General features: G+C 28.7%; 13 protein-coding genes. 9 read left to right on the forward strand and 4 right to left on the reverse strand.

The window, feature by feature from the left end; genetic code table 11:
- The first annotated feature begins 15 nt into the window (after positions 1–15).
- The 3 genes from QMG30_RS14300 to QMG30_RS14310 are packed head-to-tail and all read left to right on the forward strand — an operon-like array spanning position 16 to position 6,171.
- Entirely contained in the window at positions 16–1,242 is a 1,227-nt protein-coding gene (locus QMG30_RS14300; protein ID WP_281816484.1) for an HD-GYP domain-containing protein, read from the forward strand.
- A 43-nt stretch (positions 1,243–1,285) separates the two neighbouring features.
- Positions 1,286–3,304, forward strand: a complete 2,019-nt coding sequence (locus tag QMG30_RS14305; protein WP_281816486.1) for an ATP-dependent helicase — start codon at positions 1,286–1,288, stop codon at positions 3,302–3,304.
- 23 nt (positions 3,305–3,327) lie between these two features.
- Positions 3,328–6,171: a PAS domain-containing hybrid sensor histidine kinase/response regulator gene (locus QMG30_RS14310; RefSeq protein ID WP_281816488.1), complete on the forward strand. Its 2,844-nt coding sequence runs from the start codon at positions 3,328–3,330 to the stop codon at positions 6,169–6,171.
- A gap of 83 nt (positions 6,172–6,254) precedes the next feature.
- Here QMG30_RS14310 and QMG30_RS14315 read toward each other — a convergent pair whose 3' ends face one another.
- Positions 6,255–6,872 (reverse strand): DUF624 domain-containing protein, encoded by a 618-nt coding sequence (locus tag QMG30_RS14315; protein ID WP_281816490.1) that lies wholly within the window; start codon positions 6,870–6,872, stop codon positions 6,255–6,257.
- Between the two features lie 254 nt (positions 6,873–7,126).
- Positions 7,127–8,425 carry an alpha-glucosidase/alpha-galactosidase gene (locus QMG30_RS14320; protein WP_281816492.1) on the reverse strand — a complete coding sequence of 433 codons (1,299 nt, stop codon included), beginning with the start codon at positions 8,423–8,425 and terminating at the stop codon, positions 7,127–7,129.
- Between the two features lie 164 nt (positions 8,426–8,589).
- Here QMG30_RS14320 and QMG30_RS14325 point away from each other — a divergent pair, with 164 nt between their 5' ends.
- The 5 genes from QMG30_RS14325 (at position 8,590) to trxB (ending at position 15,086) form a co-directional block, all read left to right on the forward strand.
- Complete coding sequence (locus QMG30_RS14325; protein ID WP_281816493.1) at positions 8,590–9,408, forward strand: AraC family transcriptional regulator; 819 nt, start codon at positions 8,590–8,592, stop codon at positions 9,406–9,408.
- Positions 9,409–9,569: 161 nt separating this feature from the next.
- Positions 9,570–11,165 (forward strand): flagellar assembly protein A, encoded by a 1,596-nt coding sequence (locus QMG30_RS14330; RefSeq protein WP_281816496.1) that lies wholly within the window; start codon positions 9,570–9,572, stop codon positions 11,163–11,165.
- A 39-nt stretch (positions 11,166–11,204) separates the two neighbouring features.
- Positions 11,205–13,136 (forward strand): GAF domain-containing protein, encoded by a 1,932-nt coding sequence (locus QMG30_RS14335; RefSeq protein WP_281816497.1) that lies wholly within the window; start codon positions 11,205–11,207, stop codon positions 13,134–13,136.
- A 51-nt stretch (positions 13,137–13,187) separates the two neighbouring features.
- Positions 13,188–14,117: a tetratricopeptide repeat protein gene (locus QMG30_RS14340; protein ID WP_281816499.1), complete on the forward strand. Its 930-nt coding sequence runs from the start codon at positions 13,188–13,190 to the stop codon at positions 14,115–14,117.
- 42 nt (positions 14,118–14,159) lie between these two features.
- A complete protein-coding gene (gene trxB, locus QMG30_RS14345; RefSeq protein WP_281816500.1) occupies positions 14,160–15,086 on the forward strand; it encodes a thioredoxin-disulfide reductase in 927 nt (308 codons plus the stop codon).
- A gap of 168 nt (positions 15,087–15,254) precedes the next feature.
- On the opposite strand, the gene QMG30_RS14350 is transcribed toward trxB, so the two are convergent.
- On the reverse strand, positions 15,255–16,388 hold the full coding sequence (locus QMG30_RS14350; protein WP_281816501.1) for a C40 family peptidase: 1,134 nt from the start codon (positions 16,386–16,388) through the stop codon (positions 15,255–15,257).
- A gap of 412 nt (positions 16,389–16,800) precedes the next feature.
- On the reverse strand, positions 16,801–17,433 hold the full coding sequence (upp, locus tag QMG30_RS14355) for a uracil phosphoribosyltransferase (protein WP_281816503.1): 633 nt from the start codon (positions 17,431–17,433) through the stop codon (positions 16,801–16,803).
- Positions 17,434–17,916: 483 nt separating this feature from the next.
- On the opposite strand from upp, the gene QMG30_RS14360 reads away from it, so the two are divergent.
- Positions 17,917–18,273 (forward strand): PilZ domain-containing protein, encoded by a 357-nt coding sequence (locus QMG30_RS14360; protein WP_281816504.1) that lies wholly within the window; start codon positions 17,917–17,919, stop codon positions 18,271–18,273.
- Positions 18,274–18,301 lie beyond the last annotated feature (28 nt).

Below are 18,301 nucleotides of genomic sequence, written 5' to 3' on the forward strand. Positions count from 1 at the left end.
CATGTGAGGAATATTATGGAAATTAATCTAAATAAACTTTTACTTTCACTATCGTACACACTAGACTTTATTGAGATGGATGTATTGGGAGTTACATCCAACCACTCAAAAAGGGTGGCATATATAGCTAATATTCTAGCTAAGCAACTCAATATGAATGACGAGGAAAGATTTGATCTGGTAGCATGTTGTATCCTTCATGATAATGGAGTAACAGAATATATGTTAAAAGAGGCTATAAAAACGAATAGTAGCAAAAGAAAACTTGTATTAGAGAATTTTAAGGAACATTGTATAATAAGTGAAGAGAATTTAAAAGAGTATCCTTTTTTAACAGATGTAACTAATGTAATTAAATATCATCATGAAACTTATAATGGCAAAGGATTTTTCAAAAAACAAAAAAATGAGATACCTTTAATGTCTAGTCTGATTTTCTTTGGAGACCACTTAGATAATGTTTTTAATTTGAAAGATACCAATTATAATAAAATAGAAAATATTGATAAATATGTAAGAGGTCATTCGGGTAAACTCTTCTCACCTGAGATAGTTGATTCGTATTTTAATGTAAGTAGTAAACCATGCTTTTGGTTAGACCTAAAAGACGAGTTTATTTCTGATGCGATAAGAAGGAATATACCTAATATCAAGATGAAAAAATCATGGAAACAAATAGAAAAAATAACTAAAATATTTTCTTTGATAATTGATAAAAAATCGACGTTTACATTAAGGCATTCTCAAGGATTGGCCGATAAAATTGAGACAATGGGTAAGTATTATGATAAAGATGAAATAGAAATATTAAAATTGAAAATAGCAGCTAATCTACATGATTTAGGTAAATTAGCTGTAAGTAATGATATTATTGATAAACAATCTAAATTAAATGAAAAAGAGGTATATTTAGTTAAGCAGCATACATACTACAGTAGAATAAGTTTATCCAATTTAGTTGGATTTGAAGATATAACAGAATGGGCTTGCAATCACCATGAAAAATTAGACGGTAGTGGATATCCTTTTGGATTAAAAGCTGAAGATTTAGATTTTAATTCTAGACTCATGACATGTTTAGACATATATCAGGCTTTAATGGAAGAAAGACCTTATAGAAAAGGACTTTCACATGGACAAAGTATGGAAATATTGAAAGATATGGCTAACCAAGGATTGATTGATAATAAGATCGTTGAGGATATTGATATTGTTCATTGCAATGATTCTTTAACATTGTGATGTGATATAGCCAAAATATGAAAATATAGATTGGAGGATAGTTATGGGATATAAACTGAATGATAATCAAAAAATAGCTGTCTCTCATAATGAAGGGCCTATGATGGTTTTAGCTGGACCAGGTTCAGGTAAAACCATGGTAATTACTCATAGAATAATAAATCTTATAGATAAATATAAAGTAAGTCCTAATAATATTTTAGTAATAACTTTTACTAAAGCAGCAGCACTTACAATGCAAAATAGATTTGAAAATCTCTATATAAGCGGTAATAATAAAAATGTGGTGTTTGGTACTTTTCATTCAGTTTTTTTTCGAATACTGAAAAGTTATTATCAGTTGAATGTAAGTCAGATACTCATGGAAAATAAGAAAACAGATGTATTTAGAGAGATTGTCAGGCAACTGGAGATTGAATATGAAGATGAAAATGAGTTCATTAATCAAATCACTACAGAAATATCTTTAATAAAAAATGAGTTGATAAATGTTAAATACTATAATTCAGTATGTTGTTCCAATGAAGATTTCTATAAAATATATAGCCTTTATGAAGCTTACAAGAGAGAAAAGCAAATGATTGATTTTGATGACATGTTAATAAAATGCTATAATCTGTTGAATAAAAATAATAAGATACTTAATACATGGAGATCTAAATTAAAATACATACTTATTGATGAGTTCCAAGATATAAATAGGGTTCAGTACGAGACAATTAAGCTTTTGGCTGAACCTAATAACAACCTATTTATTGTTGGGGATGATGACCAATCCATTTACAGTTTTAGAGGGGCAAAACCTGAATTTTTATTGAATTTTTCAAATGATTTTAAAAACTCTAGAAAAATAATATTAAACGTAAATTACAGATCAACTAAAAGTATAGTGAAAGTAAGTAAAAGTGTCATAACAAATAATAAAAGACGATATATGAAAAATATGATAACCAATAATAAAGAAGGTAACAAGATAAGCATTATAGAGGCGCAAGATATTGGAGATGAGGCAAAAATAGTAGCTGATAACATATTAAGGCTAAGTAAAGATAGAAATATTCCATTATCACAGATTGCCATTATCTATAGAACCAATGTTCAGTCAAGAGCAATAATCGATATGTTTTTGGATATGAACATACCCTTTGTTGTGAGGGACAAAGTAGCTATAATATATGACCATTGGGTAGCGAAAGATATCATTTCTTATATGAAACTTGTTGGAGATATAACCAACAAAGATGCGTTAATAAGAATAATGAATAAACCAAAAAGATATATAAGTAAAGCAGCTATAGAAATATCTAAGAAGTATTCAGATAATATTTGGGATGGATTATATAAATTTTATGAAGAACAGGAATGGATGCAAAATAGACTAGATGAATTGCAATACGATATGCAGGTAATGAAAGGTCATAAACCTTACGATATAATAAAATATATTAGAAATAATATTGGCTATGACAAATATTTAAGTAATTATGCAGAATACAGGAAGATAGGTATTGAAGGTTTGATTGAGATATTAAATGAGATAGGAGAGAGTACTAAAAATTTTCAAACTATGGAGGAATGGTTTATTCATATTGAAGAATATAGGAAATTAATGGAGGAAAGTGATAGTAATAACAATTCATATAAAGATTCTGTAACACTAACGACCATGCATAGTTCTAAAGGACTAGAATTTGATGTTGTATGGATTACAGGTGCTGTAGAAGGTTTAATTCCCCATGAAAAATCTAACAGGGAAAGGGAAATCGAAGAAGAAAGAAGATTATTTTATGTCGGCATGACAAGAGCTAAAGAGTATTTGTACATATCTTATGTGGATAATAGATACGATGAGTTAGCACAACAGTCAAGATTCTTAGATGAGATATATAGTTATTTTACAGATTCTATACAAATAGATAGTATTATAATACATAAGAAATTTGGCAACGGTAAAGTTATAAAATTAAATAAAAAGTCTGTTACAGTAGATTTTGATAAAAAAGGAAAGGTAAAGTTGAATATGAAATTTTGCATTGAAAATAATTTAATAACTGTTAAATAATTTTTGTAATTGAGGTGGTTATTGTGGATATATTGAAGGTAGTGAATATTTATAGTATAGTTACAAGTTTAGTGTGGTTATTAGTATTCATTTGTATATATCTAAAAATAGGAAATGAAAATAAATCTTTAATCTATTATATTAGAGCAGTTATATTTTTTATATTATTTTTGATTTTGGGTCTGTTTTTAAAAGAGGACCGTACTTATATAGGAATTGTTTTTCTAGATATCAGTTATATTTTATTAATACTCAGTACAGAGGTTTTCATACCAATAAAGAAAAGAAATGTCTGGGTATATACATTCATTGGTATGGTTGTTTTTATTCCATTTACAGGGTTGAGTAAACAAGTTTTTTGCTATATCTTCAATTGTTATATAGGTGTCTTACTTACATTCATCGGTTTTCAATTATTAAGAACCAAGAAAAATCATAATAATCTAATAGGAAGTTTCCTTATACTATGGGGAATATTTAATGTAATATGTCCAGTATTATATGAAATCTATGAATATGATCTAACAATATATATCATTAATCGAGTATTCTTTGTTTTCTCCGAGGCATTATTCATAATAGCTTATATCTATAAAATGATTATAGAGTATAAACTTGACAATAGAAATATAAAAAACATATTTAATGCATCATCTGTAGGACTTGAACTCTATAATTCAAAAGCTGAATTAATGATTATCAATCCAATTTGTCTTGATATGTTTGAGATAGAAAACCATAATACAGTTATAGGTTCTAATCTGTTTGAGAGATTCAATATAGCTGATAGAAGTTTAGAACAACTAAGAGAAGGAAGAGACGTTAGTTTTAGAGTAGAATATAATCTTGACAAACAAAATAATAATGATAATAGTCTAAGAAAGAAAAAATACTTAGAAGTGAAGATTAATATTCTTGGTACCAATAAATTGATACCAGATGGATTTTTGGTTCAAATAGAAGATATATCAGAACAAATATATTCTTCACATAAACTAGAAGAGCGACTAAAAATGGCAGTGAGCAGTGCAAAACTATATGGTTGGGATTGGTATATAAAAACAGATGAACTATATGTTGATCCAACGTTTGCTAAATCGTTAGGATATGATGCTGATAAATTTAGTGATAAAGGTAAAACGTTTTTTGATACTGTTGAAAAGGAAGATGTAAAGAATATACATAAAAGACTAACGAAACATTTAGAAGATATAGATAAGGTATACATATGTGAATGGAGAATCAAAGATGCAAAAGGACAATATATATGGTATATGGGAACAGGTTCTGTAATTGAGAGAGATGATGATGGTTCACCAATTAGAATGGTAGGTATTAATCAATGTATAGAAGAACGTAAACAATCAGAAATAGAACTATATAATAGTGAAAAAAGATATCGTAAATTATTCGAAACTATGGTTAATGGCTATGCAAGGCTAGAAGTTACCTATGGAAACAATGACAATATATGTGATTATAGATGCATAGAAACTAACAGTTGTTTAAGTGAAATATTGCAAATCGAAGAGATACAAGGGAAAAACATGACAGATATAATTACACATGAAAAGTATTGGATACAATTAATAAATAAAATGCTTGAAAAAAATAAAAGCCAGAATACCATTGAACAGTACTCAAGGAGATTAGGTAAAATACTTCAAGTAACAATGCATAAATTTGATGAAAACCAGATAATCTTGATCATCAGAGATGTGACTACCGAAAGAAACCTAGAAAATATGGTTAGGCAAACAGAAAAATTATCAGCCATAGGTCAATTAGTTGGAGGAATAGCTCATGATTTCAATAATCAGCTAATGGCAATAGGAGGAGCGATATCCATAATAAAGACTAAATATCCTAACAAAGAATGCAGTAAATACATAAATTATATAGAAAAATGCTCTAATAATTCTGCATCTCTTATTAACAGGTTGCTTAATTTTTCAAGAGAAACGGAATATAAATTAGTACCTATAGATTTACATAGTATCATCAATAGTGTAGTAGAAATATTAGAAAGAAGTGTTGACAAAAAAATTAAAATAGAAACTTCCCTAAATGCAAAAAATCATATGATATTAGGTGATGAAAGCCAAATACAAAATACTATATTGAATATTGGTATCAATGCCAGAGATGCATTGATTAATGGGGGACAACTTATATTTAGAACATATAATATGTTAGATATCAATTGTGACAAAAATAAAAATGGGAATCATAAACCTGCTATAGTAACAGTTGTATCAGATACAGGAATAGGTATGAGTAAAGAAGTGAAAAAAAGACTCTTTGAACCTTTTTTCACAACTAAAGATATTGGTAAAGGGACGGGTATGGGACTTACTATGTCTTTTGGAGTAATAAAGAGTCATGGTGGTTGCATTAGTGTGAATTCAGTAGTCAATGTTGGAACAGATTTCACAATAAAACTTCCATTATTGGATGAAAAGGAGTATCTTCCTAAAGATGAACATGGAAAATTATTAAAAGGTAGAGGTAAAATCTTAATTGTAGATGATGAAGAAATTATAAGAGAATTACTTGGGGAAATGCTTGAGATGTTGGGATACGATGTAGTCGCTTTCGGAAATGGATATGATGCTCTTAAATACTATGAAAAAAATATAAACCACATTGATTTGGTTTTACTAGATGTTGTAATGCCTGAAGTTAGTGGAAAAGAATTGTTAGCAAAATTTTATAATATCAATAATGATGTAAAAGTAGGTTTTCTATCAGGTTATGGGAAAGAAAAAATGGATGAATCCGTAATGGACAAATTAGTAGGTTTCATCAACAAACCAATTGATATAAAAGAACTATCTGTAAAAATTAAAGAAATGTTGGATAAATGATTTAGTAGTAAAAGAATGTGCAAAACAAAAAACTGCCTTATAACATATAATATTAAGTATATGTTATAAGGCAGTTAGTAATTTTACCAAACAGTAGTATCGTATTTAGTTAATATTCTTTTCATAATTAATCTTGCTAATAAATAACTTACAATAGGTACCATCACTATAATTAAAAGTGCGTTATTAATGACATATAAAATCACAAATGACAATATGAATATTACCGCTCCCAATAGAGTAGATGGTAAATGTTTGTTGGCAAGTATAAAGGAATACTTAAATAGTTTTTTTATACCTAGTTCAGAAGTTGACAATAGTGGAAAAATATATAATGTAATAAATAACAATTCTATTGTTAAACTAAAATATATAGGTAGTAACCATGGTATATCAATAATACCTTGAGTTATTGAAGTAATGTTGAAAAACATCAATACATATAACACAACTAAAATTAGCCATACGAACGTTGATTTCAGAAATTTGTTTTTTAGAGTGATGAAAAATGTTTTATATACATAACCTTCATCTTTGATTATATTAAAATACAAACATGTGTATAAAGCAGTTGTTACAGCACCTACAGTTACTCCAAAACCCAATAAAGAAATAACAGTCCACAAAAGACCTAAAACCATGATATCAAAAACTAGACTTCCGATTCTCTGAAAAGGTCCATCAATATTAAAAAAGTTCATTATGTATCCCTCGCTTAGTATATTTTTTTAAATATTAACCCTATAGTTGTATTTTTGGACCAACAAGACATATTTATGCATAACTTGTTGTCTGTATAAAGTTATTATCATTAATATTATCATATGTGTTGCTATAATTTCAATGTGTAAAATCATGTAACTTTGGAAGTTTTTTTGTTTAATTTGTACATATTCATAATATGATTGTTAATATTGATGGATATTATAGTAATATGATATGTGATTTGGTTAAACTATTTAAATTCTGGTAGCCAATTACTATGAGCTTTTATCATATCGTCACACATGTTTTTGATATTATCTATAGATAATTCACTGGAGGTATGTGGATCAAGCATGGCAGCATAGTATATGTAATCTTTTTTCCTTGTCAATGCTGCTTCTACAGTCAGCTGATGTACATTTATATTAGTTCTATTAAGAGCAGCAAGTTGAATAGGTAATTCACCAACATAACATGGATTTACTCCACTTCTATTCACAAGACATGGGACTTCCACAACACAATCCGATGGAAGATTAGGTATAAGACCGGTATTAAGGACGTTACCACCTATGGTATAAGGTACATTGGTTTCCATTGCTTCCATTATGTATGAACCATATTCATTAGTACGTGTGTGAGTAATAGTTTTATCTTTTGTAAGTGTATCTCGTTGTTTTTCCCATTTATTGATTTGGTCAACACATCTTCTTGGATATTCATCTAGTGGAATGTTATATTTTTCGATAAGCTCAGGATATCTGTCCTTAATGAAATAAGGCATATATTCTGCATTATGTTCGCTTGATTCAGTCACATAATAACCAAATTGTTTCATTATTTCTAAACGAACCATATTATTATGTGGAGTACCTAGTTTCTTAGCTGCTTCTTTTATTTCAGGATAAATATCAATTCCATTACTAGTAACGTCTAATAACCATGCCATGTGATTGATACCTGCTATTTTCCATTGTAGATTATCTTTTTTTATGTCCAAGTCTCTTAACAGATGAGGGACACATACCTGTACACTATGGCATAATCCTACAGTTTTTATATTCGTTGCTCTAGCCATGGCTAGTGTAAGTATGGACATGGGATTAGTGTAGTTGAGAAGCCATGCATTTGGACAAACCTCAGCCATATCTTCGGCAAATTCCAACATTACAGGTATTGTTCTAAGTCCTCTGAATATACCTCCGATACCAAGAGTATCACCAATTGTTTGACGTAGACCATATTTCTTGGGGATTTCGAAATCAGTTACAGTACAAGGTTGGTATCCTCCAACTTGTATAGCATTTACTACATAGTTAGCATTTCTTAAAGCTTCTTTTCTGTTTTTATATGAAACTATAGTTGCTCTATTGTTATTAATGTTGCTGTTTAGTGTTTTCAACATCATTTCTGATTCAGATAATCTTTTTTCATCAATATCATATAAGGCTATATGAGAATCTTTTAAAGCCTCCGATAGCATACAATCTCCCAAAACATTTTTAGCGAATACAGTACTTCCTGCCCCTAGAAAAGTTATTTTTGCCATTTAATGACCTCCTATAATAATTTTTATTTATATCATTACTATATATGGTTTAAATACAGTATTCTATGGTATAATGTTTGGATAACATGGTATAATGTTGTTTAATATATTATTGGAAAATCCTGAAATATCTAACTGGTTCTATTAAAAGGGGCGAATGTTATATGCAATATGATTATAAAGCTTACAGTACGGATCTAATATTTTACTATAGTGGAGAAGAGGAATGTATCTCTAATCATTCTTATGGACCAGCTGTGAGAGATCACTATCTTATCCATTTTATCACTAAGGGTAAAGGCATATACAAGGTAGGTGACAAAATTTATCATCTTAGTAAGGGAGATGCTTTTTTAATATGGCCAAATGTTATAACATACTATAAAGCAGATGAACAAGAGCCTTGGAGTTATATGTGGGTTGCATTTAGCGGTAAGCAAGCAAAAGAATATTTACAAAAAGCCAATTTGAATGTATGCAATTTGATTTTTCAGTATAGGGATGATAACATAAAAAAATATATTAAACGATTGAATAATTCTAATCAACTGAGTATTGTAAAAAATTTTAATCTAATTGGCTATCTATATTTATTATTGGGTAAGATTATTGAGGAAAGTCTTAAATTAGATAATGAAAAGGATATAATAAATAATTATGTAGAAGAGGCTATTATTTTTATTAAAGCAAATTATTCAAGAAATATAACAATCTATGACATTGCTAGATATTTGTCACTTAACAGAAGTTACCTTTATAAGTTATTTCAACAACAGTTAAGTATTTCTCCTAAGCAATATTTGATTAATTATAGAATTGATAAAGCTTGTGAGTTAATGTCATATTCAGAACTTACGATATCTCAGATATCAAGGTCAGTGGGTTATAGTGATCCACTAATGTTTTCGAAAATATTTAAAAAATATAGAGGAGTATCACCTAAATATTATCGCAACTCAAAAATTATTTATAAAATTAAGTAGAAATATGGAATAACTATTTTAAAATAAATATTAAGTATTAAATGTTTATTGCCGATATAACATTCGGAGTTTTTTATAAAATTTTTTGTATAATTATTGCTTTTAATGTAAAAAAAGTTATATAATATGGTTGAAATAGTAATATAACGGGGGGGACTAAATTGTTCAGTAATGTGGTATATTCTAACGAATATCTAGAGTTAATAGAGGAAAAAGAACAATATTATGTAAGAGTTTTCTATAAGGGATATAATTTGAATGATTTTAATAGTATCATGTTGCAATATCCCCGTATTAATCTCACATGCTTTTCTGCTCTTACTTCGGCAATTTCATTGGCATCAGGGAAAATAATCAAAATTGGGACAAAAAAACCTTTAATAGAGATTTCAGTAAGCAAAGATAGATTAAAAGGTTATGTAACACTTAATATGACTCAACAGCAATTTGATAATATAGATAAAGCTGAGTTAGCTAAATTAATTATGGAGTCTATACAAAAGTCAAATATCGTTTATGGTATTGATGTACACGATGTAATTAACGTTATCCAACCTTTAAAAAAAATCCAAATTGCTCAAGGAGTACTACCTACTAGAGGTAAAGATGCTGAAGTCAAATTATATAAAATTGATGAAGTAAGACCAAAAATGATAGAAAACGAAAATGTCAATCATTATGAACTTAATCTTATTAACAAAGTTGAGAAAGGAGCTTGGCTTGGTGAGAGGATAGAAGCCAAAGAGGGTGTACCAGGAAAAACAGTATGGGGAGAAATTATACCAGCTCAACGAGGAAGACAAGTCAGCTTAGAATATGACAGAAAAACTGTAGTCGAAAAATATGACAAAGAAAAAGACAAGACAACTCTATCAGCAAAGAGAACAGGTGCAGTAATTTATCAAAACAATGTAATAGGTGTTTGTAATTGCTTAGAGATAGATGGGAGTGTTTCGTTCAAGACAGGTAATATCGATTTTGATGGTTTTGTAGATATCAAGAAATCAATAGAAGATAACTTTGTTGTTAAAGCAGATCATGATATTCAAGTTATGGGTGATATGGGAGTCGGCAGTGTTGATACAATCGAAAGTAGGGATGGTAGTATCTATATAAGAGGTGGAATCGCTGGCAAAAATAAAGCTAAAATAATATGCAACGGTGACTTGTACACGAAATTTGCTTCAGAATGTACGATCATATGTGATGGTACCGTCAACATAGGTTCATATGCTATCAATTGTAATATCAAGGCTAAAGAAGTTAAACTTGAATCATATAAAAGTAGAATCATAGGTGGCACCATTGAAGCAAGTATCAAAGTACAAGCTGGTGAAATAGGTAATAGGACTGAATCATATACTAAAATAACAGTTACCGGATTTGAAAGAAATAGAATTAAGAAAGAATATGATACGATAATATTGACCATTAAAAAAGTGAAAGAGAAAATAGCATTATTGAAGCAAAAACTTTCAATATATGCAGCAGCTAATTTAAATGATTCCCAAAGAATAGAGCTTGAAAAACTGACGGAAGAATTTGAATATTACAGAAATAATCTAAAGAAATTGTATAATAAACAAAAAAAATACGTATCTTATTTACATGCAAAAGGCGAAGGAGAAATAAAAATCACTAATTGTTTATACCCTAACGTATCGATTAACATAAAATCATGTAGTACTCATAGTAGTAAATATATCAAAACACCAACTACTTTTTATGTATTAGCTAATGAACTTATAAAAGCATAGAATCAACGTATATTTATTTTAGGAAGAAGGTACTTAAATATGGCTTATGAAGAAATGCTGTATAATATACTTGAGCATCATAGAAAAAGTGAAGATATTAGTAAAAAAGTATATAGATATACAGGACTTATACATGCTATTGAATTTTTTTCACAAAAGTTTAATTTAAATCATTTAGAAAAATATATATATGAATTTACTAATGAATTATTATTACCAGATCAGATAGCCGTATTTATTAAAGATCAAAATAAGTATATACTGATGCAGTCTAGTGGCTATACTAAAAAAGATTATACTATTGATTATAGCAGTTCCTATGATGAAATAATTAAATACTATAGCGGACTATTGAAAGAAGATAATCTAAGAGAGCATTTTAAAAAAGTTGTGTTTAATGATTTCCCTTTCCAATTTTGCATACCATTAATTATGGATTTAGAATTATACGGATTCATTTTTGTCAATAAAATCAACGATAGCTTTTGTGAAGATGATGAAATTATCGCCAATGCTTTGATGAATCTGTATTCAACATCTTTGGCTAATTACAAATACTATAAAGACTTGGAAAACGTTAGTAGACAATTGAATGAAAAAGTATTTAATCTATTTGCAATGAATCATTCTTCAAAAGCGTTATTGAGTCAATTGGATTTGGATACGTTATATAAATTATCCATAAGTGCTTTTGCAGAACTTACACAAAGTAGTTTTACTGCTTTCTTTTTGTATGATCCAATAAGTAACAGTTATAAATTAGTGAGTTTAAAAGATGTATATAATCATGATCTCATTATGTTTATTAATCTATTTCCAAATGAAAAAACAAGAAGCAAATCACGAGTATTGACGGATATGAGTGATAAGACTCAGAGTGACGATTTTTATGATATATTTGAAAATTCTAGAGAGTTACTAAAAGATTTGAAAATATGTTACGTAGTATCACTTTTGAAAAAGAATGATTTAGTTGGTTTTGTGACATTAGGACCAAAGGTAAATGGTTATAAGTATGATAAAAGTATATTTGAACTCATTGAAAGTCTAGCTTCTTCTATTTATATAGCTATAAACAATGCTAAAAATTTCAAGAAAATAAACATGCAGAAAAAAATTATTAATAATAAATTAACTAGAATAGTTAAACTAAACCAATTGATGAAAAATATAAATACAGCATCCAACATGGAGCAGTTGATTGAGCTCACATTAAGTACTCTTAACATTTATTTTGGTGTTACTAGTGGGTTCATAGGATTGTATGATAACGATATCGATGTAATTAATATCATGGAATCTATAAATATAAGTGAAAGTCTCAAATATATACCTTTTTCAAGAGATCTGCTTGTATTGAAATTAGGAGAAAAAATAATTCTGAACAGCGAGGCTGATGTGGAAAATGTTTTTTCAACCAAAGTTGTCAGTAGTTTTAATAATACATATAGCGGTGGTTTATTTGTACCAATATTTGTTGAAGATAATGAGTTGAAACTTTTGGGTGTTATTGGTATACTAGCTATTAAGGATAAGATTTTAGGAGATGAAGAGAATATCATTACTATGGAGTCTATAGCGAATCATATTGCTCCTGTTATGTATCAATTTATAACACTCAATAAAGTAGTTGAACAGTATAAACCTGATTATCAAGTTTTATTTTTAGAGGATTTGAAATATGATATTATTGAAGCAGAAGATTTTTATTTGGAATTAAAAGTTATACACATAGTTATTGATAGAAAATTTACATTCACTAAGCCGAATATTGGATCCTTAAGTAAAAGGTTTAAAAAAGTATATCCTGTAGATAATATGAATATTTTTGTTATAACTATAGAAAAAGAACCTTTGAAGGATATAGAACAAATACTTGGTAGAAACAGTTATTGTAAACAGTATGATTATGGTAAAGATTTTAAGGACTTTGACCAATTCATGGCAATATATTCTAATGATAAAAACTAGTTGTATACTCCTAAAATACTATACATAAAGATGTTATGAAAGAGAGTAATTATGAAAAAATATCATATTGACAATTTTATTATATTAGGTAAAAAGTGTTATGAAGAAGATAATTTATTAAAAGCATTATATTATTTTAATAAAGCGTATGATTATGGTAAAAATAATGATATTGAATTATTATTGGATATGGCTATCATCTACGATGAATTAGATGATTATGAGAATGCACTTAGAGTGTACAAGGAAATACTTAAGATTAACGATTGTGAAGCAAGAGCATATTATGGAATTGCAATACTTTATGATCACAAAGATAATTTTGAAAAGGCAATACCATATTACAATAAAGCGATAGAGTGCGATCCTTATTACAATAAAGCTTATTTTTTTCTTGCATATGCTTATGATTATTTAGGAGATACTAAAAAGGCAATAGAAAATTATAATCACGTTCTTGAAATTGACCCATATGATTTTTGGGCATGTATCAATCTTGGTTCTATTTATGAACAGAGAGATGAAAATGATGAAGCATTAATGTTAATGGAAAAAGCTCTAAAAGTTGATAATAGACATTATATGGTACTTTTTAATATGGGTGTATTAATGACTAAGAAGGATGAAATAGATCAAGCAAAAAAGTATTATGAGCAGGCAATAAGGTATAACAAGAATTATCCATACTCTTTTTTGAATTTAGGTGTATTATATAGGGATCAAGAAGAATATAATAATGCTGTTAAAGTATTCACAGAAGGAATTAAAAATAATGAAGATGCAGTATTCCTATATTATAATAGGGCTTGTTGCTATATGAAATTAAACTTAATTGAATGTGCCGAAAAAGATATATTGAATGTGTTGACATTACATCCCAAAATGGCAGAATATGTCCAAAATGATAGAGATCTACAAAGTTTGATCAATGGTTCATCAGCTATTAAGAATATGTTAGAGGAGAGCGATGCAATTAGTTAATATATTGATTGAATTAAAAAATGCGATTAAGGAGTGACTGAGATGGCTGATATTTATGATTTAGTAATTATAGGTTCGGGTCCAGCGGGTATGGCTGCAGCCATATACGCTCAAAGAGCTATGCTGAAAGCTGTTGTATTAGAAAAAGATGTTCCTGGAGGTCAAGTGATAAATACTTATGAAGTTGATAACTATCCAGGAATTCCTGATATAACTGGTTTTGAACTGAGTACCAAAATGAGGGAACATGCAGAAAAATTAGGAATAGAAATAAAATCAGAAGAAGTGACTGATCTATTATTAGATACTACAATCAAAAAAGTTAAGACGATTAGTAGCGAGTACAGCACAAAAGCAATAATTATGGCTACAGGTGCTAGGTGGAGAAAACTAGGTGTTAAGGGTGAAAAAGAACTTACTGGACGAGGAGTATCTTATTGTGCTACATGTGATGGCGCATTTTTCAGAAACAGAAATGTTGCAGTTGTAGGTGGAGGAGATGTAGCTGTAGAAGATGCTATTTTCTTAGCTAGAATGTGTAAGAAAGTATATCTGATTCACAGAAGAGATGAACTTAGAGCAGTAAAAATATTACAAGACAGCTTATTGAAACATGATGAAGAAAAAGTTGAGATATTATGGAATTCAGAATTAAAAGAAGTAATAGGAAATGACCAAGTAGAAAAAATATCTATTCTTAATAATAAGACAGATAAGTTAGTTGAACTAGATGTTGATGGTGTCTTTATTGGAATAGGTACAGAACCTAATTCACAGCTTATAAAACAAAAAGTCGATTGTGATGAAAAAGGGTATGTTATAACTGATGAATCTTGTGAAACAAGTGTTAAAGGGGTATTTGCAGCTGGTGATATAAGACAAAAGACTTTAAGACAAATAGTTACTGCTGCTGCCGATGGAGCTACATCAGTATATTCAGCAGAAAGATATATACTTGAGAACTTTTAGTTGTCTTGCACAAAAGAATAACCCTCTATCTAAAATTGAAAGAAGACTAATGTCCTAATAAAAATAGCTGAGGTGACCATATATGAATGGTCATCTCAGCTTATTATGTATTGTTATATTATTACCATAATAAATATATTGTTAATTCATGAAAAAACGAGGGTTTTATTAATTAATTACTCTAGTGGCACCTATATAAGGTAGCATTTGGTTACTAGTCAACTTATTGATGACAATACCAGTTCTAGGATTGTTGGCATGAATAACTTGACCATTACCTATGTATAATCCTACATGAGATATTCTATTATTGTATCCGAAGAATACAAGGTCGCCAGGTAACAAATCCTTTTGGGATATTCTTGTCCCATTTTTGAATTGTGTACTTGCAGTTCTGTTTATGCTGACGCCGAACTTCTTCATTACTTGTTGTGTGAATCCAGAACAGTCAACACCTTTTGTTAAGCTATTACCGCCCCATACATAAGGGTTGCCTAAAAATTGTTTGGCATAATTAACAACATCTTGTCTTAATTGTGAAACATTCGCAATGGTTTTTTGATCAGAAATTTCTACATAAGTTTTATATATATAACCAATATTTCCGTTTGACAATTTGATTGATACCCATTCTTCTAATTCACTAATTATGTCAAAAGTATTATATCTATACACTTGACCTATTTTACTAGATGCAATAGAAGCTTCTTGCCTAACATTCAACACATTCGTAGTAACGGTAACAACTTTTTTGTTCTCTTTTTTAGGTGTATCTTCACTTTCAGGAGTAGCGTCACTTTCAGGAGCATCTTTACTATCTTCTTTTTCAGATGGTTTTACATCATTATCAGGTGCTGTAAAACTATTAGAGTGCATATAGCCTTTACCTTTTGATGTAGCAACATAGAACCATTCTCCAGTCTGGTATACTACATTTATAAATTCTCCGTTTGTGATATCTGCTATTTTGTTTCCTAATAGATTAGGGGAATTTCTTAATTCACCATTATTTACTACAATTCTTGATTTACCAATGTCATCAATATTAATATAACTACTATGTACATACGCATTGCTTAACATATCAATGTCAATTTTATACCATTGATTAGTTTTAGAAAGAATCTCTAATTTATCACCAAAATGAACAGAGTCAACGATAGAACTGGTGGTACTAGGACCACTTCTAACGTTAAGATTCTCCACATTAACAATACCTATAGTAGCAGCGTTAACGTTAAGTGATAAAACCAAACCTCCTAATATACCTAGAGCTAATTTCTTGATACCTCGTTTTTTCATAATTAAACCTCCTAGAGCTAATGTTATTATTTGTTAATATTAAGGAAAAATATTCTATAAAAATTAGTTATTACAGAAATGTTAACTAAATATTACAGTGATATTATAACCTTAATAAAGAAAAAATGCAAGAGGTTGCTTTAATTACCAAATATTTACATTTTTATAGGTTTTTTATTTGCTTTTTTACTACATCAACAATAAATGAAATTAATATTTAATTAACAGTTTATTAATATAATAGATTTGTAAGAAATGATATAGATACATTAATTAAGAAGTGTAACTTTCTAATTTAATATTATATGTAGGTAAACTAATCATGAGGCTTTGTAGAAAGGCAAAAGCAAATTATAAGATAATTTATAAATTATCAAAAAAAAGAGCTGATAATACCAGCTCTTATAAATATCTATTTAGTTCCAAAGATCCTGTCTCCAGCATCTCCTAATCCAGGTGTAATATATCCGATATCATTTAATTTTTCATCAATAGCTAAAGTAAAGATTTGAACATCTGGATGATGAGCATATACTTCTTCAATTCCAGGTCTTGAAGTTACTAGACACATGATTTTGATGTGTTTAACACCATATGATTTTAAAAGACTGACAGCAGCAACAATTGAACCACCAGTAGCAAGCATTGGTTCTGTTATTATTACTGTTCTTTTATCAATATCTTTTGGGAGTTTACAATAATATTCGACAGGTTGTAGAGTTTCTTCATTTCTATATAAACCAATATGTCCAACTTTTGCAGTAGGTAATAAACTTAACATACCATCTACCATACCAAGACCAGCTCTTAAAATAGGAACAATAGCAAGAGTTTTACCACTAATCATATTAGAAGTAGTTTTGCAAATTGGTGTTTCTATAGTTGTTTCTTTTAACGGTAGGTTACGAGTTACTTCATAGCCCATTAACATTGCAATTTCTTTAACTAGTTCTCTAAAATCTTTTGATCCAGTATTCTTATCACGTAATAATGTAAGTTTATGTTGGAGCAATGGGTGATCTAATAATTTTACATTTTCGTTCATAGGGATGATTCCTCCTTTATATTTTGAATAGAACGAGCGTTAATAAGATATATTACTTACTCAATTTTGCCACGTAAGCTATAGAAACAACCAAATGTTCAGAATAAAATCATGTATAACAATGTAAATCTGAAATTGTAATAGGTATACCAATTTATTATGATTGAATTAAACTATAGGTGTTAAAATTGAGGTCCTTATATTATAAACGTTTTATTTATTAATTTGCATACAATTTTTATATTAATATATCTATTAAAGTTTGTCAATTAAATCTTATAAAATAAAAAAAAATAATTTATTGCCTGTTTTATTTTAATACCATTTTATGGTATAATTAGAAATTGATACACGACTTTAAAAATAAGTAAAATGAAAAGGTTACAATTAGGGATTAGTATCTAGAAATAAAGATAAAAGACTACAAAAAACATTAATGAAGTTTCATTATTTAATTATAATTTTAAAAGGGAGATCTATGATATGGAAGAAAGAAGAAGATACAGGCGTTTACCCATAAAATTAGAACTTGAAATTAATTCTCTTTTTAAACAGAATAATGACATAATAAAACTAAATAATAAGACTATTGAAGTCATAGATATTTCAAAAAACGGTATTGGAATAATGTGTTCTGATAATTTCCCTGTCAACTATTATTTCAATGCTAAAATAGAATTTGATGAGGAAAGATATTTTTATTGCGTAGTCAAAATTATAAGAAGCAGTAAACAGGGGAATAAGTATTGCCTAGGATGTGAATTTGTTGGTCTTGCTGATTTCTTAGCTGATAAAGTTGATGAATACGAAGAACTATTGAACAAAAGTCAAATTTATTGACAGTGGCTATACTTGTAGTCGCTGTTTC

The sequence above is a fragment of the Vallitalea longa genome, assembly GCF_027923465.1.
Lineage (GTDB): Bacteria > Bacillota > Clostridia > Lachnospirales > Vallitaleaceae > Vallitalea > Vallitalea longa.

Excerpts from the sequence above, each read along its gene's own strand:
- QMG30_RS14315 (WP_281816490.1), bottom strand. The coding sequence starts at position 6,872 with ATGAACTTTTTTAATATTGATGGACCTTTTCAGAGAATCGGAAGTCTA.
- QMG30_RS14350 (WP_281816501.1), bottom strand. The coding sequence starts at position 16,388 with ATGAAAAAACGAGGTATCAAGAAATTAGCTCTAGGTATATTAGGAGGT.
- QMG30_RS14320 (WP_281816492.1), bottom strand. The coding sequence starts at position 8,425 with ATGGCAAAAATAACTTTTCTAGGGGCAGGAAGTACTGTATTCGCTAAA.
- QMG30_RS14305 (WP_281816486.1), top strand. The coding sequence starts at position 1,286 with ATGGGATATAAACTGAATGATAATCAAAAAATAGCTGTCTCTCATAAT.
- upp (WP_281816503.1), bottom strand. The coding sequence starts at position 17,433 with ATGAACGAAAATGTAAAATTATTAGATCACCCATTGCTCCAACATAAA.
- QMG30_RS14325 (WP_281816493.1), top strand. The coding sequence starts at position 8,590 with ATGCAATATGATTATAAAGCTTACAGTACGGATCTAATATTTTACTAT.
- QMG30_RS14335 (WP_281816497.1), top strand. The coding sequence starts at position 11,205 with ATGGCTTATGAAGAAATGCTGTATAATATACTTGAGCATCATAGAAAA.
- QMG30_RS14300 (WP_281816484.1), top strand. The coding sequence starts at position 16 with ATGGAAATTAATCTAAATAAACTTTTACTTTCACTATCGTACACACTA.
- QMG30_RS14360 (WP_281816504.1), top strand. The coding sequence starts at position 17,917 with ATGGAAGAAAGAAGAAGATACAGGCGTTTACCCATAAAATTAGAACTT.
- trxB (WP_281816500.1), top strand. The coding sequence starts at position 14,160 with ATGGCTGATATTTATGATTTAGTAATTATAGGTTCGGGTCCAGCGGGT.
- QMG30_RS14340 (WP_281816499.1), top strand. The coding sequence starts at position 13,188 with ATGAAAAAATATCATATTGACAATTTTATTATATTAGGTAAAAAGTGT.